The organism is Gammaproteobacteria bacterium, from assembly GCA_016716465.1.
Lineage (GTDB): Bacteria > Pseudomonadota > Gammaproteobacteria > SZUA-140 > SZUA-140 > JADJWH01.
In genome coordinates, this window is sequence record JADJWH010000004.1 from 470,084 (window position 1) to 493,968 (window position 23,885).

Annotated in this window: 19 protein-coding genes and 1 pseudogene; 2 read left to right on the forward strand and 18 right to left on the reverse strand. The window is 63.4% G+C overall.

All coding sequences use genetic code 11. From position 1 onward, the window contains the following. Positions 1 to 43: 43 nt before the first annotated feature. The 18 genes and pseudogenes from IPM20_09890 to IPM20_09975 form a co-directional block, all read right to left on the reverse strand. Positions 44 to 2,157: pseudogene (locus IPM20_09890) on the reverse strand (PhoX family phosphatase). 343 nt (positions 2,158 to 2,500) lie between these two features. Then, on the reverse strand, positions 2,501 to 3,187 hold the full coding sequence (locus IPM20_09895) for a hypothetical protein (protein MBK9131926.1): 687 nt from the start codon (positions 3,185 to 3,187) through the stop codon (positions 2,501 to 2,503). An 841-nt stretch (positions 3,188 to 4,028) separates the two neighbouring features. Further along, the gene (gene glmS / locus IPM20_09900; GenBank protein MBK9131927.1) at positions 4,029 to 5,858 is read right to left on the reverse strand and encodes a glutamine--fructose-6-phosphate transaminase (isomerizing); all 1,830 of its coding nucleotides are present in this window, start codon (positions 5,856 to 5,858) and stop codon (positions 4,029 to 4,031) included. 204 nt (positions 5,859 to 6,062) lie between these two features. Then, positions 6,063 to 7,424 carry a bifunctional UDP-N-acetylglucosamine diphosphorylase/glucosamine-1-phosphate N-acetyltransferase GlmU gene (glmU, locus tag IPM20_09905; GenBank protein MBK9131928.1) on the reverse strand — a complete coding sequence of 454 codons (1,362 nt, stop codon included), beginning with the start codon at positions 7,422 to 7,424 and terminating at the stop codon, positions 6,063 to 6,065. A 218-nt stretch (positions 7,425 to 7,642) separates the two neighbouring features. Next, a complete protein-coding gene (locus tag IPM20_09910) occupies positions 7,643 to 8,065 on the reverse strand; it encodes a F0F1 ATP synthase subunit epsilon (GenBank protein MBK9131929.1) in 423 nt (140 codons plus the stop codon). A 30-nt stretch (positions 8,066 to 8,095) separates the two neighbouring features. After that, positions 8,096 to 9,496 carry a F0F1 ATP synthase subunit beta gene (gene atpD, locus IPM20_09915; GenBank protein MBK9131930.1) on the reverse strand — a complete coding sequence of 467 codons (1,401 nt, stop codon included), beginning with the start codon at positions 9,494 to 9,496 and terminating at the stop codon, positions 8,096 to 8,098. Between the two features lie 94 nt (positions 9,497 to 9,590). Then, complete coding sequence (atpG, locus tag IPM20_09920) at positions 9,591 to 10,451, reverse strand: F0F1 ATP synthase subunit gamma (protein ID MBK9131931.1); 861 nt, start codon at positions 10,449 to 10,451, stop codon at positions 9,591 to 9,593. A 23-nt stretch (positions 10,452 to 10,474) separates the two neighbouring features. Continuing rightward, on the reverse strand, positions 10,475 to 12,016 hold the full coding sequence (locus IPM20_09925; GenBank protein ID MBK9131932.1) for a F0F1 ATP synthase subunit alpha: 1,542 nt from the start codon (positions 12,014 to 12,016) through the stop codon (positions 10,475 to 10,477). A 26-nt stretch (positions 12,017 to 12,042) separates the two neighbouring features. Continuing rightward, a complete protein-coding gene (locus IPM20_09930) occupies positions 12,043 to 12,579 on the reverse strand; it encodes a F0F1 ATP synthase subunit delta (protein MBK9131933.1) in 537 nt (178 codons plus the stop codon). An 18-nt stretch (positions 12,580 to 12,597) separates the two neighbouring features. Further along, on the reverse strand, positions 12,598 to 13,068 hold the full coding sequence (locus IPM20_09935; protein MBK9131934.1) for a F0F1 ATP synthase subunit B: 471 nt from the start codon (positions 13,066 to 13,068) through the stop codon (positions 12,598 to 12,600). 51 nt (positions 13,069 to 13,119) lie between these two features. After that, positions 13,120 to 13,407, reverse strand: coding sequence for a F0F1 ATP synthase subunit C (atpE, locus tag IPM20_09940; GenBank protein MBK9131935.1), 288 nt, complete (start codon positions 13,405 to 13,407; stop codon positions 13,120 to 13,122). Between the two features lie 74 nt (positions 13,408 to 13,481). Beyond that, on the reverse strand, positions 13,482 to 14,330 hold the full coding sequence (atpB, locus tag IPM20_09945; protein MBK9131936.1) for a F0F1 ATP synthase subunit A: 849 nt from the start codon (positions 14,328 to 14,330) through the stop codon (positions 13,482 to 13,484). Positions 14,331 to 14,361: 31 nt separating this feature from the next. Next, positions 14,362 to 14,742 carry an ATP synthase subunit I gene (locus IPM20_09950; protein MBK9131937.1) on the reverse strand — a complete coding sequence of 127 codons (381 nt, stop codon included), beginning with the start codon at positions 14,740 to 14,742 and terminating at the stop codon, positions 14,362 to 14,364. Then, the gene (locus IPM20_09955) at positions 14,743 to 14,943 is read right to left on the reverse strand and encodes an AtpZ/AtpI family protein (GenBank protein MBK9131938.1); all 201 of its coding nucleotides are present in this window, start codon (positions 14,941 to 14,943) and stop codon (positions 14,743 to 14,745) included. It abuts the gene before it with no gap. Between the two features lie 149 nt (positions 14,944 to 15,092). After that, positions 15,093 to 15,986, reverse strand: coding sequence for a ParB/RepB/Spo0J family partition protein (locus IPM20_09960; GenBank protein ID MBK9131939.1), 894 nt, complete (start codon positions 15,984 to 15,986; stop codon positions 15,093 to 15,095). A gap of 26 nt (positions 15,987 to 16,012) precedes the next feature. Further along, a complete protein-coding gene (locus IPM20_09965; GenBank protein ID MBK9131940.1) occupies positions 16,013 to 16,801 on the reverse strand; it encodes a ParA family protein in 789 nt (262 codons plus the stop codon). A 156-nt stretch (positions 16,802 to 16,957) separates the two neighbouring features. Continuing rightward, on the reverse strand, positions 16,958 to 17,593 hold the full coding sequence (rsmG, locus tag IPM20_09970) for a 16S rRNA (guanine(527)-N(7))-methyltransferase RsmG (GenBank protein ID MBK9131941.1): 636 nt from the start codon (positions 17,591 to 17,593) through the stop codon (positions 16,958 to 16,960). Between the two features lie 39 nt (positions 17,594 to 17,632). Next, positions 17,633 to 20,074, reverse strand: a complete 2,442-nt coding sequence (locus IPM20_09975; protein ID MBK9131942.1) for a glycogen/starch/alpha-glucan phosphorylase — start codon at positions 20,072 to 20,074, stop codon at positions 17,633 to 17,635. A gap of 208 nt (positions 20,075 to 20,282) precedes the next feature. Here IPM20_09975 and gspD point away from each other — a divergent pair, with 208 nt between their 5' ends. Next, positions 20,283 to 22,349 (forward strand): type II secretion system secretin GspD, encoded by a 2,067-nt coding sequence (gene gspD, locus IPM20_09980; GenBank protein ID MBK9131943.1) that lies wholly within the window; start codon positions 20,283 to 20,285, stop codon positions 22,347 to 22,349. After that, positions 22,346 to 23,881 (forward strand): type II secretion system ATPase GspE, encoded by a 1,536-nt coding sequence (gspE, locus tag IPM20_09985; protein MBK9131944.1) that lies wholly within the window; start codon positions 22,346 to 22,348, stop codon positions 23,879 to 23,881. The genes gspD and gspE overlap by 4 nt, the downstream gene beginning before the upstream one ends. Positions 23,882 to 23,885: the final 4 nt, after the last annotated feature.

Sequence of the window (23,885 nt, forward strand, 5' to 3'; positions counted from 1 at the left end):
CCGGCCCCACACCTCGGGGCCGGTTTGCAGACCTGGGACTCGCTCAGGTACCGATCACACCGTTGTCATCCTTGGTGATGACCATCACTGAGGAGCGCGGCTTGAACGGAAGCTGGCCACTCGCCGTGGTCGGGCCATTGGCGCCACTGTCAGGCCAGGTAGAGTTGTCGACGAAGGTGTTCACCCAGTCCTCGCCCGGATGCTGGATACCGACAAACATGGTCTTGCCGTCGGGTGTGCCGGTGACCCCGGTGACCTCACAGTTCTTCGGGCTGGTCAGGAAGCGACGCGTCTCCCCGGTGGCGGGATTGGCGCACAACATGACGTTGCCGCCGATGTTGACCCAGTCACCGGTTGCGTTTCCGGGCTGGTCGGTCTGGATCCACAGCCGGCCGTCGCGATCGAACCAGAGACCGTCCGGCGCACCATAATCGTCACCGTTGATATTGCCCTGGTAGCCGACGTTCTGCCCGGCATATTCAATGGGCGTGTAGCTCGCACCCAGCGTTTTGGAGGTGGACTTGTCGCCGCATTGGACGAACAGATCCCACCGGAAGCCGGTCGCATCAGCCCGGCCGCTGGCATCGCGCCAGCGGATGATGTGGCCGAAGTCGTTATCAGGACGCGGATTGGCCGCATCGACCGGCGGATTGGCGGTGGCGGCTGTCGTGGTTCCGTCCGAGCTGTTGCTGGAGACAGGAGTATTGCCCCGACGGCTGTTGTTGGTCAAGGTCATGTACATCTCGCGCGTCACCGGATGCGCGGTACCCCATTCGGGGCGATCCATCATGGTGGCGCCGAGGCGATCTGCGGCCTGGCGGCACTTGATCAGCACCTCGCCCTGGTCGGCGAAACCGTTTTCCGGCGTCAGGCCGCCCAGGCCCCACACCAGCGGCAGCCACTCGCCGCTGCCGTCGGCGTTGAACTTCGCCACATACAGAATGCCTTCATCGAGCAGATCGCGGTTTGCCTTCTGGTTGCGGGGATTGTATTTCTTTGCGCAAACGAACTTGTAGATATACTCATTGCGCTCGTCGTCGCCCATGTATACCGCCACGCGGTTCTTATCGTCCACCACCAGCTCGGCGCTCTCATGCTTGAAACGGCCGAGTGCGGTACGCTTGATCGGGGTGCTGTCGGGATCGAAAGGGTCGATCTCAACGACCCAGCCGAAGCGGTGCGGTTCATTGGGTTCATTGCGCATGTCGAAACGCGTATCCACTTCATGCCAGCGATAGCCGAAACCTGCGGCTGCTATGCCATAGCGATTCTCAAGCGCTGTGGGTGTGAACGGCTGCGCTGTTCCAAAGTAACCGTTCCAGTTTTCCTCGCAGGTGAGATATGTCCCCCAGGGCGTATAGCCGTTCGCGCAATTGTTCAGAGTGCCCAGTACACGCCTGCCGCTGGGATTCGCAGTCGTCTTCATCAGCACGTGACCGGAGGCCGGCCCGCTGATTTTACAGGGCGTGCTTCCAGTGATGCGTCGATTGAAGGGAGAATGGCGCACGACTTTCCATTCGCCGCGGCCTTTTCCGATCAGATCCTTTCCGACCGCGACGACGTTGACGCCATGCGCCGCCTGCTGTGCACGCACCATGTCGAGTGTGAGCGCGGCGCTCGCATAAGCGGAAGCGGGGGCAATGCTGTTAACCAGGGCGGGATCACAATATTCGCTGTTGGTCACCAGAAGACCGCGGATGTTGCCCAGGGGGCCGGGGAACGGAAAATAATGCATGCCGTCCGTGTGCGCCCCATAGCAATGCTTCTGCTTGGATTCACTCATCGCGCCGGAGGGATCCCAGTGCGGCGCGGAGCTCAGGGAATCCCCCCATGACACCAGCACGCCGGCGTTGTATCCGGTGGGCACAGTCACAGCGTCGGTCATCGGGACGATATTGGCCGGCACGGAGGCAAAGCCGATGCTGCCCATGGGCACAGGGGCGGCCTCGGCGTAATTGATAATACCGTCCACGACATTAGTTCCCAATACGGCCGCCGCACCCGCGCCGGCGGGGCAGTTCCGAGAGAAGTCTTGAGAAAACCGCGGCGATTCAGTCGGTATTGCTCTATGAGATCGTGGATAGATTCGTTCTCGGATAAATTCCTGGTCTTGATGTCGGGATTGATCCGACTATCGGGATGTAACCTGCTGCTCATGTCGATCTCCTCATGTTTTCAGGGCCACGACGTGACATGCGGATCAGAGGATCGTGATATCAACTCGGGCTCTATACTTTTCAGATGGAACGGCGCGGGCATCCGCATGTTGAAACGCCTGGAGATCAGTGCATGATCGGAAAAATTCCCCTGATCCATCCGTGCCGTCGATCCCACTGCGGGATCGCTGCGTCAAGTTATCAGGGCTTGATGACAAACTAATGAAGATTGGATGACGCTACGGAACGTGGATCGCGCGCTTCGTGCATGCGGGGGATCTAATCGCCGGCGGTAGCCGCCGGGTAATACTATTAACAGTACGCCGAGCCGCCGGCCGGCACACTCATGCCAAGGTCAATCGCGACACCGATCTCGAGTCGCTACATTCCCCGTCGATGTCGTATCCGTACTTGTCGAACCACCAGCGGTATTTGTCCGCGACGGCCGCGGCCAGCCCGGGATCGAGAACCTGCCGCCAGGAACCGGCACGTCCGTTGATGATGTGACGGCGATGAAAGAGATTGACCTCATGATACAGCGGATTCTTGGGCCCTGGCGAATCGTAGCTCATCTTCCCGACCTCATGCACGATTGCGTCGGTGTCCGGTGAAGATGTTACGATTCCCAGCGGGGCCAGAAATCTGGATGCCAGCACGTGTGCAAGATTCTCAACGATCCCGTGTTTGTCCGTCAGCATGTTCTCGTATTTCATCGCATAGGCGGCGCACTGCATCCACTGCTCGTGGCTCTGGACATACAGATCCGCCCACGCCATCTCCGCCGGTCCGCCGAATCTTGCCTGCTGACTCGCCATCGCGTCGCGCAAATCGCGATAGGAATAAAATATCAGGCTGGCATAAGTCGCAAGCTGCGCCTGGTAGAAATGCAGTTTGAGCAGGAGATAGGGATTGCGCGCCATCATCGCCAGATCCTGAAACCATCCGGCACTGTATCTGCTGCTCATGTCGGGACAGGCGCCCAGCAGGCTACGCACCACATTGTACATCCAGGTGCTGGCGGATCGCGGCATGCCTGCTGATAAGATGACAACGGGAGACTTCATCAGCGGCTCTTTAGAGTTGTTAATTGGAGAGTCGAAGCCCCCCTCACTACTACCTTTCGGTAATCATCCGCCTCGGAGAGCGGCGGATTTCATAGTCAGAAGCACCACGCGAATCACTGCAACTGCAGCCATCGACTGTGGGGGGGAGCTTCAAAGTATGACGGGAGAAGTGCGGGAATAGTTCCGTTGACCGGAATATGCACGTGTCGCACCGTGGACCTTGGATTGGTTCACGGGTGGTAACATTTCCACTTGGTTCATAATCTACTCGCGCGCGCCGGATGCTCCTTGTCGGGCACACCCAGGATACAATGACCCTGATTACCGTAGGCCATCCAGGCGTAATCCCTTTCTTCTGGCACATGATGATACAGACCGCGGTGGCAGCGGCGATATACGACGTGCCGACCGCGGGCATAGCTTCCGTTTCGGCGTACTGACGGATATTGATGGCACCGCTCTTCCTGCCCTCGACACGCAAATTCGCGCGTATCGTCAGTCTCTATGAGAAAAATTGGTTTACTGCGTCCTGACGTCGCCATGAAACACGCAACACAGCATGATACCTGTCGGCGCACGCAGCTGCGCGCAGCTCCCACCGGAACTGGCGCGCGCGGCGGCGATCGTTCCGGCATTGAGCGCCTGTTTTTCGACATGGCTATATGGGAAGTCCCCTTCCCGTCCGCATGTATACCTATGGCCTTGCTTAAATCCGTCGCACAGATTTCCTTGGACTGAGGATGGCTCGCCACCGGGATATCACCACTATGCAGGTGATGGTGGAAAAACGGAAACATCCCACAGAGAACTATTCGACGGTCACGGACTTCGCCAGGTTGCGCGGTTTGTCGACATCGGTGCCCTTGTGCAGGGCGGTGTGATAGGCGAGCATCTGTACCGGGATGGCGTGCACGATGGGCGACAGCACGCCGACGTGGCGTGGGGTGCGAATCACGTGTACGCCTTCGCTCTCGGCGAAATGGCTGTCGAGGTCCGCGAACACGAACAGTTGACCGCCGCGTGCGCGCACCTCCTGCATGTTCGACTTCACCTTCTCCAGCAGCGCATCGTTCGGTGCGATCACGACGACCGGCATGTCGTTGTCCACGAGCGCGAGTGGGCCGTGCTTCAGTTCGCCGGCCGGATAGGCTTCGGCGTGGATGTAGGAAATCTCTTTCAGCTTGAGCGCCCCTTCCAGCGCAATCGGGTAGTGAATCCCGCGTCCGAGGAAAAGCGCATGATGACGCGGCGCGAACACGCGCGCCCATTCGGCGACCTGCGGCTCCAGGTTGAGCGCGTGCTGGACACTGCCGGGCAGATGTCGCAGCGCGTCGATATAGCCGGACTCCTTCTCCGGCGTCACGCGGTTCCGAACACGCGCGAGCGTGACCGCCAGCGTGAACAGCGCGGCCAGCTGGGTGGTAAACGCCTTGGTTGAGGCGACGCCGATCTCGGCGCCCGCGCGCGTGTAAAAAACCAGACGTGAGGCACGTGGTATGGCGCTCTCCTGCACGTTGCAGATCGACAGTGTCTGGAGCTGGCCGAGTGATTTGGCGTGTTTCAGCGCTTCCATCGTATCCAGCGTCTCGCCTGACTGCGAAATGGTGACAACCAGCCGCCTGGGATCGGGCACCGATTGGCGGTAGCGAAATTCGCTGGCGATCTCCACCGCGGCCGGCACCGCCGCGATCGCCTCGATCCAGTACTTCGCGGTCAGACCCGCATAATAACTCGTGCCCGCGGCGAGGATGAGCACGCTGTCGATGTCCCGGAATATCCGCTCCGCATCGGCGCCAAACAGGGCTGGATCAAATCCCTCGCCTGCAACAACCGGTTCGATGGTATCGGTCAGCGCACGCGGCTGCTCGTGGATCTCCTTCTGCATGAAATGACTGTACGGACCCAGCTCCATCGAGGCGAGTGAGACATCACTCACATGCACCGGGCGCTGTACCCGGTTTCCCGTTTCATCAACGATGGTGACGCAGTCGCGCGTTATTTCCGCAACATCGCCTTCCTCGAGATAAATCACGCGGCGGGTGGATGACAATACGGCGGAGACGTCGGAGGCGATGAAATTCTCACCCTCACCGAGCCCGATCAGCAGCGGACAGCCGATCCGGGCGCAGGTCATTACCCCCGGCGCATCCAGCGCCACTACGCCGATGGCGAAGGCGCCCACCAGCTCGGCAACGGTATACCGGGTCGCGGCGAACAGCTCACCGCATACAGAATAGTGATGATGCACGAGATGGGCGATCACCTCGGTATCGGTCTGCGATTCAAAGATGTAGCCCAGCGCCTCCAGACGTCGGCGCTGTTCGGCATAATTCTCGATGATTCCGTTGTGCACCACGGCTATGGTGTCGTGTGAGACATGCGGATGGGCATTGGTCTCGGTGACACCGCCATGCGTTGCCCATCGCGTATGCCCGATACCGATCAGACCTTGCAGTCCCTCCGCCGCTGCTTTCCCGCGCATGTCGGCGACACGGCCGACCGCACGCACACGCTTGATGCCACCGTTAATGACGGCCACACCGGCGGAATCGTACCCGCGATACTCGAGCCGGCTGAGCCCCTCGATCAGGATGGGAACGACATTGCGCTGGGAGACCGCCCCGACGATGCCGCACATGTCAGTCGCCCCTCAGAATACATAGGGCGTCAGACGTGGGGCGTGAGAAGATAAATATAAACAATCGCTTCATGATTATCCGAATTTCATCGGTCAAGCTCCACTTCGAACAGCCCAACCTGGATTGATTAAGTAACATATCGTCATTGCATCTTCCGATACCAAGGCCCGGTATTACGCCAGACACCTTACCCCCCTCACGCTTCACTTCTTTTTTACCGGTCTCTTCCACCCCTTGCGCGTCTCCTGCTTCACACGACTCAGGGTGAGTTCCTCGGCGGGGGCATCGCGGGTAATTGTGGAGCCAGCGCCGATGGTGGCACCGGCGCCGATCTTCACCGGGGCCACCAGCTGGGTATCGGAACCAATGAAGGCGCGATCGCCGATCTCGGTACGGTGTTTGTTGGCGCCATCGTAATTGCAGGTGATGGTGCCCGCACCGATGTTGACCTCACGTCCGACGATGCTGTCACCGACATAGCTCAGGTGATTGATCTTTGTTCCGATGCCGATGGCCGACTTCTTGATCTCGACAAAGTTGCCGATGTGCGCGCCGGCGGCGAGATCGGTTTCCGGTCGCAGGCGCGCGAAGGGGCCGATATGGCAATCCGGCCCGATAGCGGCCCCGTCGATCACACTGTGGGCCTCGATGCGTGTGCCGGCGCCGATATTCGCGTCACGGATGACGCAGTGCGGCCCGATGACGACCCTGTCACCGAGCATGACGCGGCCGGACAGCACCACCCCGACATCAATCTCGACGTCGCGTCCGACGGACAACTCACCACGCAGATCGAAGTGCCCGGGATCATGCAGCGTCACACCCTGCAGCATCAGGCGATCGGCTTGCCGGCGCTGGAAGCAGCGCTCCAGCGTGGCGAGCTGAACCCGGTTGTTCACGCCCAGGATTTCCTCGTTCACACGCGGATGGATGGTTCGTACCTCGACGCCCTCGCCGACGGCGCGCGCGATCACGTCGGTGAGATAGTATTCGCCCTGGGCGTTGCCGTTATCCAGCGCGTCCAGCCAGCGCCGCAGGGCGCCGCCTTCCGCCGCCAGGAACCCGGTGTTGATCTCGCGGATGGCGCGCACTTCGTCGCTGGCATCCCTTTCCTCGACGATGCGCGCGACCTTGCCATAGCTGTCCCGCACGATGCGACCGTAACCGGTCGGCTCCTGCAGTTGCGCGCTGATCAGCGCCAACCCTCCGCGCGCGGCGGCGATCAGTTCCTGCAGCGTCGTAGCCTCGATCAGGGGGACATCGCCGTACAGGACCAGCACGGTATCTCCGTCCGCCACAGCGGGCATGGCCTGCTGCACCGCGTGTCCCGTTCCGAGCTGTATGCCCTGTTCCACCCATTCCGCGTGGACACCGTCCAGGCGCGCGCGCACCTGCTCGCCGCCGTGGCCATAGACGATCTGGACCCGCTCGGGGTTAAGGGCGAAGGCCGTGGTGACCACATGCTCGAGCAGCGGAATCCCGCCGAGCGGATGCAGGACTTTTGGAAGGTCCGAGCGCATGCGGGACCCGCTTCCCGCAGCGAGAATGATGATCTTCAGGCCCATGGAGAATTCAACGGGATCATGATGAACAGCGGCGCGTATGTCGCGCCACGGTTTCCTGTATGGGGAAGATGAGCATGTCCCTATTCTAGCGCCAAGCCCGGAAGCGGGTAAGCGGTTGATAGGCGGAATTCCCGGATTTCACCGGAGGCTACCCGGCCATTGGGTCGCCCGTCCGGTGAATACCTGCGGGATATATAACGGCCGGTACGCGCCCGGGGTTAACGCCCGGCCTTATCGCGCAGCTTCTTGATGGCCTGCAGCTGGGCGATCGCCTCGGCAAGCTCCGACTGGGCGCGGGCGTACTCGAATTCCGAGGTCTTGTCGCGCAGGGCCTGTTCGGCACGTTCCTTGGCCTGGAGCGCCGCAGCCTCATCGAGGTCCTTGGCGCGCAAGGCGGTATCCGCCAGCACGGTGACCACGTGGGGCTGGATCTCCAGCATGCCGCCGGAGACATAGAAGAACTGCTCGCCCTCACCGGTGCGGAGGCGAACCTCGCCCGGTTTGAGCTGGGTCAGCAACGGGGCATGGCGCGGCAGGATGCCGAGCTCGCCCATCACCGCGGGGGCGAACACCATCTCGGCCGGACCGGAAAAAATCTCTTCCTCCGCGCTGACGATGTCGACGTGCATGGTCATGGCCATAGTGTTCCCTTTCCCGTTTGCGTGCCGGCCTTACTGCAGCTTCTTCGCCTTCTCGACCGCCTCGTCGATGGTGCCGACCATGTAAAAGGCCTGCTCGGGCAGGTGGTCGTATTCACCGGCGACGATCGCCTTGAAGGCGCTGATGCTGTCCTTCAGTGAGACGTACTTGCCGGGCGTACCGGTGAACACCTCGGCGACCGTGAACGGCTGCGACAGGAAGCGCTGGATCTTGCGCGCGCGCGCCACGATGCGCCGGTCGGTCTCGGACAGTTCGTCCATGCCGAGGATCGCGATGATGTCCTTCAGTTCCTTGTAGCGCTGCAGCGTGCTCTGCACGCTACGCGCGGTGTCATAGTGCTCCTGGCCAACGACCAGCGGATCAAGTTGGCGGCTGGTGGAATCGAGCGGGTCCACCGCGGGATAGATGCCGAGCTCGGCGATCTGGCGCGACAACACGACGGTGGCGTCGAGATGCGCGAAGGTGGTCGCCGGCGACGGGTCAGTGAGGTCGTCCGCGGGCACATACACAGCCTGGATCGAGGTGATCGAGCCGGTCTTGGTCGAGGTGATGCGCTCCTGCAGCGCGCCCATCTCCTCGGCCAGCGTCGGCTGGTAACCCACCGCCGACGGCATACGGCCGAGCAGCGCGGACACCTCGGTGCCGGCGAGCGTATAACGGTAGATGTTGTCGATGAAGAGCAGTACATCACGGCCCTCGTCGCGGAACTTCTCCGCCATGGTCAGGCCGGTCAGCGCCACGCGCAGGCGATTGCCCGGGGGCTCGTTCATCTGGCCGTAGACCATCGCCACCTTGGATTTCTGGAAGTCCTCGACGTTGACCACGCCCGACTCCTGCATTTCATGGTAGAAGTCGTTGCCTTCGCGGGTACGTTCGCCGACGCCGGCGAACACCGACAGACCGGAGTGCTCGGTGGCGATGTTGTTGATCAGCTCCATCATGTTGACGGTCTTGCCGACACCGGCGCCGCCGAACAGGCCGACCTTGCCGCCCTTGGCGAACGGGCACAGCAGGTCGATGACCTTGATGCCGGTCTCGAGCAGTTCTGTCGAGCCGGACTGGTCCTCGTAGCTGGGCGCCTTGCGGTGGATCGGCCAGCGCTCTTTCTCACCGATCGCACCCCGCTCGTCGATCGGCGTGCCAAGCACATCCATGATGCGGCCCAGGGTTTCGGTGCCAACCGGCACCGAGATCGGGGCGCCGGTGTTGGACACTGACTTGCCGCGCGTCAGGCCGTCGGAGGTGCCCATCGCGATGGTGCGCACGACACCGTCTCCGAGCTGCTGCTGTACTTCCAGGGTCAGCTTGGTTTCGTCGACGAACAGCGCGTCGTACACCTTGGGCATACCATCACGCGGGAACTGCACGTCGATGACCGCTCCGATGATCTGAACAATCTTGCCTGCACTCATTGCCTGATTCCCCTTAAAGTTACGGTGAGGAGTGAGGGATGAGGTGTGAGGGGAGAAACCTCAAAACACACCTCACACCTCACTCTTCACATATTTAAACCGCGGCGGCGCCGCCGACGATCTCGGCGATTTCCTGCGTGATCGCCGCCTGGCGCGCCTTGTTGTATATCAGCTGCAGTTCGTTGATGAGCGTGCCCGCGTTATCCGAGGCGGACTTCATCGCCACCATGCGCGCAGCCTGCTCGGAAGCAAGGTTTTCCACCACGCCCTGATAGACCAGCGACTCGACGTAGCGGGTCAGCAGCTGGGTCAGCACGTCCTTCGCCTCGGGCTCGTACAGGTAGTCCCAGTGATGTTGCAGCGCCTTGTCCTCGCTCGGCACGATCGGCAGCAACTGTTCGAGGCTGGCGCGCTGGCTCATCGTGTTGACGAACTGGTTGAACACCAGATAGAGGCGGCTGATGCGGCCCTGGTCATAGGCATCCAGCATGACCTTGACCGTGCCGATCAGGTCGGCGACCTGCGGCGCATCGCCCAGGTGTGTGGCCTGCGCCACCACCTTGCCGCCCATGCGCGAGAAGAAACCCGCCGCCTTGGCGCCGATGGTGCACAGCTCGATCTCGTTACCGGCATCGTGCCAGCGCTTCATCTCCGCCACCACGCTGCGGAACATATTGGTATTGAGACCGCCGCACAGGCCACGATCGGTCGAGATCACGATCAGGCCGACACGCTTGCCGTCGCGCTCCTGCATGTACGGATGCTTGTACTCGGGATGGGCGTGGGCGAGGTGGGCGATCACGTTGCGGATCTTCTGCGCGTAGGGGCGCGCCGCGTTCATGCGCGCCTGCGCCTTGCGCATCTTGCTCGCCGCGACCATCTCCATCGCGCGGGTGATCTTCCGCGTGTTCTTGATGCTGTTGATCTTGACGCGGATTTCCTTGCCGACGGCCATCGGAGTCTCCGTTTAGTCCCGTGTTACCAGACGTTGCTCTTCTTGAACGAGTCGATGGCGGCACGCATGCCCTTCTCGATCTCGTCGTTGTAGTCGCCCGTGCTGTTGATCTTGTCGAGCAGCGCCGCGTGCTGGGTCTTCATGTAGCTGTGCAGCGCGGCCTCGAAGGCGCCGATCTTGGCCAGCTCGACGTCGTCGAGGAAGCCCTGGTTGGCGGCGAACAGCGAGATCGCCTGCTCGGCGACGCTGAGCGGGGTGTACTGCTTCTGCTTCATCAGCTCGGTGACGCGCTGGCCGCGCTCGAGCTGCTTGCGGGTGGCCTCGTCGAGGTCGGAGGCGAACTGGGAGAAGGCCGCCAGCTCGCGGTACTGCGCGAGGTCGAGGCGCACACCGCCGCCGAGCTTCTTGATGATCTTGGTCTGGGCGGCGCCGCCGACGCGCGACACCGACAGACCGGCGTTGATTGCCGGGCGGATACCGGAATTGAACAGGCTGCTCTCCAGGTAGATCTGGCCGTCGGTGATCGAGATCACGTTGGTCGGCACGAAGGCGGACACGTCGCCGGCCTGCGTCTCGATGATCGGCAGCGCCGTCAGCGAACCGGTCTTGCCCTTCACGCGCCCGTCGGTGATCTTCTCCACGTACTCGGCGTTGATGCGCGAGGCGCGCTCGAGCAGGCGCGAGTGCAGGTAGAACACGTCGCCCGGATAGGCTTCTCGACCCGGCGGGCGCTTCAGCAGCAGGGAGATCTGGCGATAGGCCCAGGCCTGTTTGGTCAGATCGTCATACACGATCAGCGCGTCCTGGCCGTTGTCGCGGAAATATTCGCCCATCGCGCAGCCGGAGTAAGGTGCGATGAACTGCATGGCGGCCGGATCGGAGGCGCTCGCCGCGACGATGATGGTGTGCCCCATCGCGCCGTGCTCCTCCAGCTTGCGCACCACGTTGGCGATCGAGGAGGCCTTCTGGCCGATCGCGACGTAGATGCACTTAACGCCGGTGCCCTTCTGGTTGATGATGGCGTCAATGGCCACCGCGGTCTTTCCGGTCTGGCGGTCGCCGATGATGAGCTCGCGCTGGCCGCGGCCGATCGGCACCATCGCGTCGATCGCCTTGAGGCCGGTCTGCACCGGCTGGCTGACCGACTTGCGCGCGATCACGCCCGGCGCCACCTTCTCGATGGGGGAGCTGCCGCTCGCCTTGATCGGACCCTTGCCGTCGATCGGGTTGCCGAGGGAATCGACCACGCGGCCGACCAGTCCTTCACCCACGGGTACCTCGAGGATGCGGCCGGTGCACTTGACGGTGTCGCCCTCGCTGATGTGCGTGTAAGGACCCAGCACCACCGCGCCGACGGAGTCGCGCTCGAGGTTGAGCGCCATGCCGTAGGTGTTGCCGGGGAACTCCAGCATCTCGCCGTACATCACCGCGGCCAAGCCGTGGATGCGCACGATGCCGTCGGTCACGCTGACCACGGTGCCTTCGGTGCGCGCCTCGGTGACGGCCTCGAATTTCTCGATCCGCTGCCGGATGAGTTCGCTGATTTCTGCTGCGTTCAACTGCATGATCCTATCCCCTTAAAGAGTTCAAACTAGTGGGACAGCGCGCTCGCGAGCCTGTCCAGATGTCCCGTGACCGAACCATCTATGACCAGATCCCCGGCGCGGATGACGGCGCCGCCGACCAAGGTCCCGTCGGTAGTGTTTTTCAAACTGATCTCACGCCCCAGGCGCCGCTTCAGGGCAGCGACGATGCCGGCCTGCTGTTCCGCACTGAGGGGAAACGCCGATACGACCTCGGCCTGAACGGTCTTTTCGGCCTCCGCGCGATACTGCGCGAACAGGGCGCCGATCTCCGGCAGCAGATCCAGGCGGCGGTTCTCCGCCAGCACGCCGACCAGCGACCTGGCCTGGGCGTCGAGCCGGTCGCCGCAGATGTCGACGATCAGGCCCGCCAGCTGCGCGCGGGTGATGCGCGGATTGCCGATCAGGCGTTGCAGGCGCGGATCGGCGACCACCGCGGTCATCAGCTGCAGCCGCTCCGACCATGGCCCGAGCTGGCGCTGCGCGGAGGCCAGGTCAAATACGGCCTGCGCGTAGGGACGGGCGATGGTGCTCTTTTCGGCCATAGGGTTTCTCCAAGCAGGCTAAATCTGCGACACCAGGTCTTTCAGCAGGTCGTCATGCGCCTTGCGGTCGATCTCGCGCTTGATGATCTTGCTGGCGCCGGCGGCCGCGAGCGTGGAAACCTGCGTGCGCAGCTGCTCCTTGGCCCGGTTGACCTCCTGCGTGATCTCGGCGCGGGCACCGGCGATCAGGCGATCGGCCTCGGTGCGGGCATCCGACTTGGCTTCCTCGACGATCTCGCTCGCGCGCTTCTCCGACTGCGCCAGGATCTCGGCGGCCTTCGAACGCGCCTCATGGATGAGGTCCTTGGCGCGCTTCTCCGACAGCTCCAGCTCATGCTTGCCCTTGTCGGCGGCGGCGAGGCCGTCGGCAATGCGCTTCTGCCGCGCGGCGAGCAGATTGTTGAGCGGCCCCCACAGCAGCTTGTTGACGAACCAGATCAACAGCACGAAGGCGATGATCTGGCCGATCAGGGTAGCGTTGATATTCATCTCACTGGTCCTCTTGCACCTGGCCCGGCATCAGTGCCGGCGCGGTCGATATCAGAGCGTGCCGATCGCGCTGCTCAACGCCCCGACGAAGGGGTTGGCGAACAGGAACCACATGGCGAACGCAAGGATGATGAAGGGGAAAGATTCCATCAGACCCGCGAAGATAAACATATTGGTCATCAGGGCCGGGCGCATTTCAGGCTGGCGTGCGATCCCTTCCAGGGTCTTGGCGCAAATCAGGCCCCAGCCAATGGCCGAACCCAGACCGGCGGCGGCCAGGATGACGCCGACGCCGACGGCGGTATAGGCGTAGATTTGTGCGAGCATCTCGGGTGTCATTGCTTTCTCTCCTTTGGTAAATCAAATATCAAAATTTTGGAACAGCGTTTCCGCCTGACTGTGCGTCCCCGCGCCTAGTGATCCTCGACATGGGCCATGCCCAGATAGACCAGGGTCAGCACCATGAAGATGAACGCCTGCAGGGTGATCACCAGCAGGTGGAAGATCAGCCAGCCGAGGTCCAGCACGACCTGCAGCGGAAACCAGAACAGATATCCCAGGGCGCCGACCGCGAGGGTGCCGCCGATCAGGGCGATGAGCAGGAACACCAGCTCGCCGGCGAACAGGTTGCCGAACAGTCGCAGGCCCAGGCTCAGCGGCTTGGCCAGCTCCTCGATGGCGGTCATCACGATGTTGACCGGGATGAAGAACTTGCCGAAGGGGTGGAACAGGAACACCTTCAGATAACCGACCACGCCCTTGACCTTGATGTTGTAGAACAGGATCAGGCCGAACACGGTAAGCGACATCGCCATCGTGGTGTTGAGGTCGGTGGTGGGCACGACCTTCAGGTAAGGCACACCGACGGCGCCGGCGAGCCAGGGCAGGAGGTCCACCGGGATCAGGTCCATGAAGTTCATCAGCCACACCCACACGAAGATGGTCAGCGCGAGCGGGGCGATCAGCGGGTTGTGGCCAGGGAAGGTGTCGCGCACCTGGCCCTGCACGAATTCAATGATGGACTCGACGACGTTCTGGAAGCCGGAGGGCGCGTCCACGCTCAGGCGCTTGCCCAGCCGCCAGCTCACCAGGATGATGACCAGTGCGAGCAGGACGCTGAAAAACAGAGTGTCGACGTGCCAGGCCCAGAATCCGGCCGCCTTATGCGTCACCGGGTCGCAATCGCCGACGCACAGATTGGTCAGGTGGTGCTGGATATATTCGACGGTACCGCCGCCGGAGGAGTGTTCTTCTGCGCTCAACTTCGCCTGCTCCGTAATATTTGTACTGTCTCTATTCCTGCCGGGAGCGGCCGGCCGCCAGCATGAACGCCAGCTGCACCGCGATGAACCCGACCACCACCGGTAGGGGGGCCAGTTTCAGCACGGCAAGCCCGACCGTCAGCAAGGCCAGCACCAGCACGAAACGCAGCGCGGCGCCGGCATACAGCACCGCCTGGCTCGCCCTGGCGTCCTGCATGCGCCCGGCCAGCATCACGCCGCGGCTCAACAGCAGGCTCATGACCACGCTGACGCCGCCGCCGAACGCCGCCGACCAGGCGGCCGCGGGACCCTTGACCGTAAAAAAACCCGCGACTATGGCTAATCCGATCCCCAACTGAAGACCGATCACCCGGCGGGTTCTGATGCGCAACTCGTCGCCGGCGGAATTCAACTAAACGTTCCTGCTCAGCAACTTGTAGACCTTCAGGAAGCCTCCCACAGCCCCCAAGCCGGCAAATACTAGCATAAAGATCGGTCGAGTATCCAGCCAGGAGTCAGCGGCATAACCCAATAAAAATCCCGCGGCGATCATCGACGTCAGGATCGTTCCGACCCCGACCATGACAAGACCGGCACCCTTCGTTGGAGGCATGGGCTGGCTGTCCGGGCAAAATCGAGCGCGTGAGTATAACGCGCAAAAAAAGCAACATGCAAGGCCTGAAAAAACAGGGGAATCGCGCATCGATCGGGTGCGGCGACCGCCCTGCCGTGGTGCTGGTAAACCGTCGCCCCGGGAGGGGATTACTTGATGTGCGCGAGGATGCCTTCGAGCTCGTCCAGGCTGTTGTAGAGCACCACGAGCCTGCCCTTGCCCTTCGCGTTGTACTGGATGTCGACGCTCGCGCCGAGCTTCGCGGAGAGATCTTCCTGCAGGCGCCGCACATCGGGATCCATGGCGTGCCGCGCCGTCGGTGCCTGCGCGCCGGCGGCCTGCAGACGGCGCACGAGCTGCTCGGTCTCGCGCACCGACAGGCCCTTGGCCGCCACGCGGCGCGCCGCCTCGCTCTGGAGCGGGCCCTGCAGGGCAAGCAGCGCGCGCGCATGCCCCATATCTATTTCCCGCTGCTCGATGCGCTGCTTCACGTCCTCGTTCAGCTCGAACAGGCGCAGCAGGTTGGACACGGCGGCGCGCGAGCGGCCGACCGCCTCGGCGGCAAGCTGATGGGTCAGGCCGAACTCCTCGATCAGGCGCTTGAGCGCGAGCGCCTCTTCCAGCGGGTTCAGATCCTCGCGCTGGATGTTCTCGATCAGCGCCATCGCCATCGCGGCCTGGTCCGGCACGTCGCGCACCACGACCGGCACCTCGTGCAGACCCGCCAGCTGCGCCGCGCGCCAGCGCCGCTCGCCGGCGATGATCTCATAGCTGTTGGCGCCGATCGGTCGCACCACGATGGGCTGCACCACGCCCTGGGCCCGGATCGAATCGGCGAGATCCTGCAGCGTCTCCGGACGCATGTCCGAGCGCGGCTGATACCGGCCGCGTCGCAGCAGGTCGACCGGCAGCTTCAACAAACGCTCGCCCTTGTCCGCCGCGGCCGCTGTCGGCGCGGCCGGGGCGGCGGCAGGCGCGGCAATCGCGGCCTGACCCAACAGGGCATCCAGACCACGGCCCAAACCTCTCTTTTTAACGCTCATGTCCTGCGATCCCGTCCGTCGTTGCACTACACCGCGGGCGCCGCCTCACCCTTCATGCCCTTGCGCAACATCTCTCCCGCCAGCGCCAGGTAGGCGCGCGCGCCCTGCGAGGCCTTATCATACAGCATGACCGGAAGACCGTGACTGGGCGCCTCGGCCAGGCGCACGTTGCGCGGGATGATGGTATTGAACACCTGCTCGCCGAAGTGATCGAGCAGCTGCGTGGACACGTCGTTGGCCAGTTTGTTGCGCGGATCGAACATGGTGCGCAGCAGGCCCTCCACGCGGAGCTCGAAATTCAGCGTGGTGCGGATCTTCTCGATGGTGTCGAGCAGGGCGGTCAGACCCTCGAGCGCATAATACTCGCACTGCATGGGGATGATCACGCCCTGCGCGGCGACCAGCGCGTTGACCGTCAGCATGTTGAGCGAGGGCGGACAGTCGATGATGATGTAGTCGTAGTCGCCGAGCACCGGCTCCAGCGTGCGGCGCAGGCGCTGCTCGCTCTCCGCATGGGTCATCAGCTCGACCTCGGCGGCGGTCAGGTCGCCGTTCCCCGGCAGCAGTGCGTAGCCCGCGTGCGCGGTCGGAACCACGGCCTCCGCCAGCGCCTGCTCACCCAGCAGGACCTCGCAGCTGCCCGCCTCGATGCGGTTCTTGTCGACACCGCTGCCCATGGTGGCATTGCCCTGTGGATCGAGATCGATCAGCAGGACACGGCGCCGGGTCGCGGCCAGGGACGCCGAAAGATTGACGCTGGTGGTGGTCTTGCCGACCCCGCCCTTCTGATTGGCTACCGCGATGATCCTGGCCATAACTCCCCGCTGATGCGTCGCCGGCATGGCGCGCGCGTGCCCGCCCCGGCATCTTCGATTCCGGGGCCGTACATGGTAACCCGGATGCGGCGAGTTTAGCGCGGATTCAGTTCCGCGCCATCCATGCGCGGGGTGCCATCATGGCCGTCGTGATGCTCAGGCACCGGACGTGGCGCGGGCCAGGCGGATCAGATAGCGCTCCGCCTCCAGACCCGGCACCCGCAGCGGCTCCACCGCGAGCACGTGGAACGAGGGCGGCAGGGCGGCCAGTTCCCCCTCGGGATAGCGTCCCTTCATGGCGAGCAGGTAGCCGTCGCTGCGGCACAGGTGTCCGGCTGCCGTCACGATCTCCGCCAGACTGGCGAAGGCGCGGGTGACAACGGTGTCGAAGCCCGCCTCCGGCCGGTATTCCTCCACGCGCCGGCATTCCACCGTGACGTTGTCGAGCCCAAGTTCCGCAATGGCCTGGGTCAGGAATCGGGTCTTCTTGCGGTTGCTGTCCAGCAGGACGAATCGGCAGTCCGGCAGTGCGAGGGCCAGCGGGATGCCCGGCAGGCCGGCGCCCGAGCCGACGTCGATGATGCGCGGGGCCTGGAGGTACGGAACGATGGACAGGCTGTCGAGCAGGTGCCGCGCGACCATCTCGCCGCGATCGCGCACCGCCGTCAGGTTGTAGGCCCGGTTCCACTTTTCGAGCAGGGTGAGATAATCGAGCAGCCCCCGGCAGGCCGCCGCGGGCAGTGAGAGGCCCAGCGCCGCCAGACCCGCGTCCAGCCGCGCGTCGTGCGCCACGGTTAGATCCTCCGAACGCGACGGCGCGCGCCCGGCACGTCAGCCATGATTGTTCAGATCGATGCGCACCGGGGTGGCGCGCCAGATGTCCTCGGCATACTCGCGGATGGTGCGGTCGCTGGAAAACACGCCCATCGCGGCTACGTTCAGGATCGCCTTGCGCGTCCAGGCGTCGCCGTCGCGGTAGAGCGTGGAGATGCGGTCCTGGCACTCCACGTAGGAGCTGTAGTCCGCCAGTAGCAGGTAGCGATCCCCGCCCGTGGTCAGGGAGTGCACCACGGGCTGGAACAGATCCTTGCGGTCGGGCGAGAAGAATCCCCCGCCGATCATGTCCAGCACCTGCGCTAGTTCGCCGTTCGCATGGAGATAATCCCACGGGTTGTAGCCATCGCGCTTCAGGCGGGCGACCTCTTCCGTGGTGTGGCCGAAGATGAAGATATTATCGTGGCCGACCTCGTTGCGGATCTCGACGTTCGCGCCGTCCAGGGTGCCGATCGTGAGCGCGCCGTTCAGCGCCAGCTTCATGTTGCCGGTGCCCGAAGCCTCGGTGCCCGCCATCGAGATCTGCTCGGACAGCTCGGCGGCCGGGATGATGTCGCTCGCGGTGGACACGTCGTAGTTCGGGATGAACACCACCTTGAGGCGATCTCCCACCGCGGGATCGTTGTTGATGATGTCGCCGACGTCGTTGATCAGCTTGATGATCAGTTTCGCCATGGCATAGCCGGGCGCGGCCTTGCCGGAGAAGATGCAGGTGCGCGGCACAATGTCCGCGCCCGTACGCACGCGGTTGTACAGCGTGATCACGTGCAACAGGTTGAGAAGCTGGCGCTTGTATTCGTGCATGCGCTTGATCTGGACATCGAACATCGAGGCGGCGGAGATCTCCAGCCCCATATGGCGCCGGATCAGTCCGACCAGGCGTTCCTTGTTGCGCAGCTTGACGGCGCGGAACTCGGCACGGAACCCGGCGTCCTCGGCCAGTGGCGCCAGTTGTCTGAGCTGGTCGAGGTCGGTCACCCAGCCGCCACCGATCCGGTCACCGATCAGGCGCACGAGCGGCTGGTTGACGTGATGCAGCCAGCGGCGCGGCGTCACGCCATTGGTCATGTTGATGAATTTGCCCGGGTAGAAGCGGTCGAAATCGGCGAAAATGGTCTCTTTCATCAGCTGCGAATGCAGCTTCGCCACGCCGTTGACCCGATGGCTGCCGATGATCGCGAGGTGGGCCATCCGGATCCGCCGCTCGCCTTCCTCCTGGATGATTGACATGCGCCGCAGCAGGTCCATGTCGCCGGGATGCTGGTGCATCACATCCTTCAGAAAGTTGTGATTGATCTCATAGATAATCTGCAGGTGACGCGGCAGAATCCTGGCAAACAGACTCACCGGCCAGGTCTCCAGCGCCTCGGGCATCAGCGTGTGGTTGGTGTAGGCGAAGGTGCCCGTCACGATCTTCCAGGCGCGCTTCCACTCCATCTTGTGCTCGTCGACCAGGATGCGCATCAGTTCGGCGATCGCGATCGCCGGGTGGGTATCGTTCAGCTGTATGGCCACCTGCTCGGGCAATAAATCAAGAGAATCATGATATTTATCAAATCGATACAATATGTCGCGCAGGGTGGCGCTGACGAAGAAATACTGCTGTTTGAGGCGCAGCTCCTTGCCCATGGAGGTCGTGTCGTCGGGGTAGAGCACGCGCGAGATGTTCTCCGACTCCGCCTCCGCCTCCACCGCCTTGATGTAGTTGCCCTCGTTGAAATAACCCAGATCGAAGTCGCGCGAAGACTTGGCGGACCACACGCGCATATTGTTCACGGTGTTGGTCCCATAGCCCGGGATAGGGGTGTCGTAGGCCATCGCGATGACCTCTTCGGTATCCACCCAGTGGTGGCGCGCCACGCCGTGCTCGTCGGTATACTGGACGACGCGGCCGTTGAAACGGACCGGATAGAGCACCTCGGCGCGCGGGAATTCCCACGGGTTGCCGTAACGCAGCCAATTGTCCGGGTGCTCGATCTGAAGCCCGTTCTCGATCTTCTGCTTGAACATCCCGTATTCGTAGCGGATGCCGTAACCGTAGCCCGGGATACCCAGGGTGGCCATGGAATCCAGGAAACAGGCCGCCAGCCGGCCGAGACCACCGTTGCCGAGCGCCGCCTCGGGCTCCGCCTCGATGATCGCCTCGAGGTCCAGGTCGAACTCCCGCAGCGCCTCGACGACCGCGTCGTAGATGCCCATGTTGTGCAGGTTGTTGGCCAGGCTGCGCCCGATCAGGAACTCCATCGACAGGTAGTAGACCCGCTTGGCGTTATCGCGGTAATAGGTGCGCATGGTCTCCATCCAGCGCTCCATCATGCGATCGCGCACCGTGTAGGCGACGACCTGGAACCAGTCGCGCAGCGTCGCCGTGTACATGTCCTTGCCCACGCGATATTCCAGCGTGTTCGCCATGGACCGCTGGATCGCCTGGACGTCCATGCCGAGGTAATCGTATTTGAGCGTGCGCACCGTCGAGGTTTTGGGAGCCATGGGGTCTATCCTCTTATATACTGTTCCGTCAGCAGGGGTAGACCGGTGGAAATTCGCGCCGGTATGTTAGCACGGGCGTTCCGTCCGCCCGCCCTCGGCCCTGCATTTTTACCTTTGTCTTTATGTATTTGTAATATCTTACGAGTATAATGCACCGATGATCAGGATCAGTCGCGCGGCGTTTCGGGCGTTCGTGTCGTTCTTGGCCGGCCGGGCACCCGTCGCCGCCCTGCGGACGGCTGCGCCGGTGTTTCTGCTGGCGGCCATGGGGCTGGCGCCGGCGCACGCCGAGCCGGTCACGCTCAACCTCAAGGACGCCGACATCAGCGCGGTCATCGGCACCATCTCCGAGATCACCGGCAAGAATTTCATCGTCGATCCGCGCGTCAAGGGCAAGATCACCATCATCTCCTCGCGCCCGATGGAGTCCGATGAGGTCTACCAGGTCTTCCTCTCGGTGCTGGACGTCTACGGCTTCTCCGCCATACCGAGCGGCAAGGTGGTGAAGATCATCCCCGACGCCAATGCCAAGCAGATCGCCGTCCCGACCACCGACGCCGACGCCCCCGGACGCGGCGACGAGTTCGTCACCCGGGTCATCGAGCTGCGCAACGTTTCCGCTGCACAATTAGTGCCAATTCTGCGCCCGCTGGTGCCGCAACAGGGCCATCTGGCGGCCTACGTGCCGAGCAACATGCTGATCATCGCGGACCGCGCCTCCAACATCAACCGCATCGCCAACCTGATCGACCGCATCGACCTGCCGAGCAGCGATGAGATCGAGATCGTGCCCCTGCAGCACGCCTCCGCCGCCGAGGTCGTACGCATCCTGACCGCGCTGGCGCAGCAGGACAAGGCGCGCGGCGGCGGCGCCCCCACCGATCCGGACGCCAGCCCGGTGCTGATCGCCGACGAGCGCACCAACAGCGTGTTGATCGGCGGTGGCAAATCCGGCCGCCTGCGCCTGCGCACGCTGATCACCCACCTCGACACGCCGCTGCAGACCCAGGGCAACACGCGCGTCATCTACCTGCGCTACGCCCAGGCCAAGGACCTGGTGCCGGTGCTGACCGGTGTCAGCAGCAGCGTCGAACAGCAGGCCAAGGCCGCCGGCGGCGCACAGGCCCCGGCGACCGGCGGTAATAATCTGCCGATCAACATCCAGGCCGACGAAAGCAGCAACTCGCTGGTCATCACGGCGCCCCCCGACATCTTCAACGCGCTGGAAGGCGTCATCAAGCAGCTCGACATCCGCCGCGCCCAGGTCATGGTGGAAGGCATCATCGCCGAGGTCACCACGGACGTTAGCGCCCAGCTCGGCGTGCAGTGGGTCGCCGACGGCACGCCCGGCGGCGACGGTCCGGTCGGCCTGACCAATTTCAGCAACGCCGGCAGCAGCGTCACCAGCATCGCCGGCGCGGTCGCCACGAACAACTTCACCGGCCTCAGCCTGAGCGGGCTGGCGCTCGGTGTCGGCCGCTTCAATTCCGACAACGTGAATTTCGCCGCTGTCGTGCAGGCGCTGAAGAGCAACGGCTCGACCAACATCCTGTCCACCCCCTCGCTGGTCACGCTCGACAATGAGGAGGCCGAGATCGTGGTCGGCCAGGAAGTCCCGTTCGTCACCGGTTCGTTCACCAGCACCGGGACCGGCAGCGGCAGCGTCAGCAATCCGTTCCAGACCATCTCGCGCGAGAACGTCGGCATCACGCTGAAAGTCAAACCGCAGATCAACGAGGGCGACGCGATCAAGCTCGATATCGAGCAGACCATCGACAGCCTCGGCGCCAAGGGCGATGCCGTCGACCTGGTGACCAACACCCGCTCGATCAAGACCAGCCTCATCATCGACGACCGCCAAGTGGTGGTGCTGGGCGGACTGATCCAGGACAACGTGCGGCAGAGCGTGCAGAAGGTGCCGCTGCTGGGCGACATCCCGCTGCTCGGCTGGCTGTTCAGCTCCAAGTCGACCACCAAGGACAAGACCAATCTGATGGTGTTCCTGCAGACCACCATCCTGCGGGACCAGGCGATGATGAACCGCCTGACCGGGAGCAAATACAGCTACATCCGCGACATCCAGCTCGGCACCCGCGAGAAGGGCATGCTGATGATGCGCAAGGAAGAGGCGCCGGTGATGCCGCCTCTCGACGACCTGCTGGCCCTGCCACCTCTGCCGGGCGGCGACGGCGGCACCGGATCCGCCGCCCCGCGGGAACCATGAGGGAATCGCTCGAAGCGCTGTTGCCCGACGCGCTGCTCGAAGAGCCCGCCCCCGCAGCGCGACCCCGCCGGCTGCCGTTCGCCTATGCCAAGCGCAACGGTGTCCTGGTCACCGAAGTCGCGGACGGCCGCGCCATCACCCTGTGCCGCACGGGCGTTACCGCCCAGGTACTGTCCGAGGTGCGCCGCTTCATGGGCCTGCCCCTCGCACCGCGCCTGATCGCCCAGGAAGAATTCGACCGCATGCTGCAGGCGTCCTACGAGTCCGACAGCGCCGAAACCATGCAGATGATGGGCGAGATGGGCGAGGACCTCGACCTGTCGCAGATCGCGCAGCAGCTGCCGGAACCGGAGGACCTGCTCGAGAGCCAGGACGATGCCCCCATCATCCGTCTCATCAACGCCCTGCTTACCGAGGCCGTGAAGGTCAACGCCTCCGACATCCACATCGAACCGTACGAATACCGTCTGGTGGTGCGCTTCCGCGTCGACGGCATCCTGCGCGAGGTGCTGGAGCCGGCGCGCGTGCTGGCGCCGGTGCTGGTGTCACGCGTCAAGGTCATGGCCAGGCTCGACATCGCGGAGAAGCGCCTGCCGCAGGACGGCCGCATCTCGCTGCGCATCGCCGGGCGCGCGGTCGACGTGCGCGTCTCCACCCTGCCCTGCGGGCATGGAGAACGCGTGGTGATGCGCCTGCTCGACAAGCAGGCCGGGCGCCTCGATCTCGAGCACCTCGGGATGGCCGCCGACGGTCTCGCCCGCGTGGAGCACATCATCCGCCGGCCCCACGGCATCATCCTGGTCACCGGTCCGACCGGTTCGGGCAAGACGACCTCGCTCTACGCCATGCTGTCGCGCGTCAACGACAAGCGCCGTAACATCATGACGGTGGAGGATCCGATCGAATACTACATCGACGGCATCAGCCAGACCCAGGTGCAGACCAAGGTCGACATGACCTTCGCGCGCGGCCTGCGCGCCATCCTGCGTCAGGACCCGGACATCGTGATGGTGGGCGAGATCCGTGACCTCGAGACGGCGGAGATCGCGGTGCAGGCGAGTCTGACCGGCCATCTGGTGCTGTCCACCCTGCACACCAACAGCGCCATCGGCGCGGTGATGCGCCTGCGCGACATGGGCGTGGAGCCGTTCCTGCTCTCCTCCAGCCTGATCGGCGTGCTGGCGCAACGACTGGTGCGCCTGCTGTGCCCCGAGTGCAAGTACCCGCACACCGCGAGCGCGGCGGAATGCGCCGATCTCGGCGTGCCCGCGGACACGGTGCCCACGCTCTACACGGCGCAGGGCTGCAGCAGCTGCAATTTCACCGGCTACCAGGGCCGCACCGCGATTTTCGAGGTGATCGAGATCAACGACCGCCTGCGCACCATGATCCATGACCAGCTCTCGGAACAGGAACTCGAGGCCTACGCCCACAGCCGCGGCGCGAGCATCTACCAGGACGGCATCCGCCGCGTCCTCGCCGGCGACACCACCCACGAGGAAGTGCTGCGCGTCACCCACGAGGACGATTGACCGG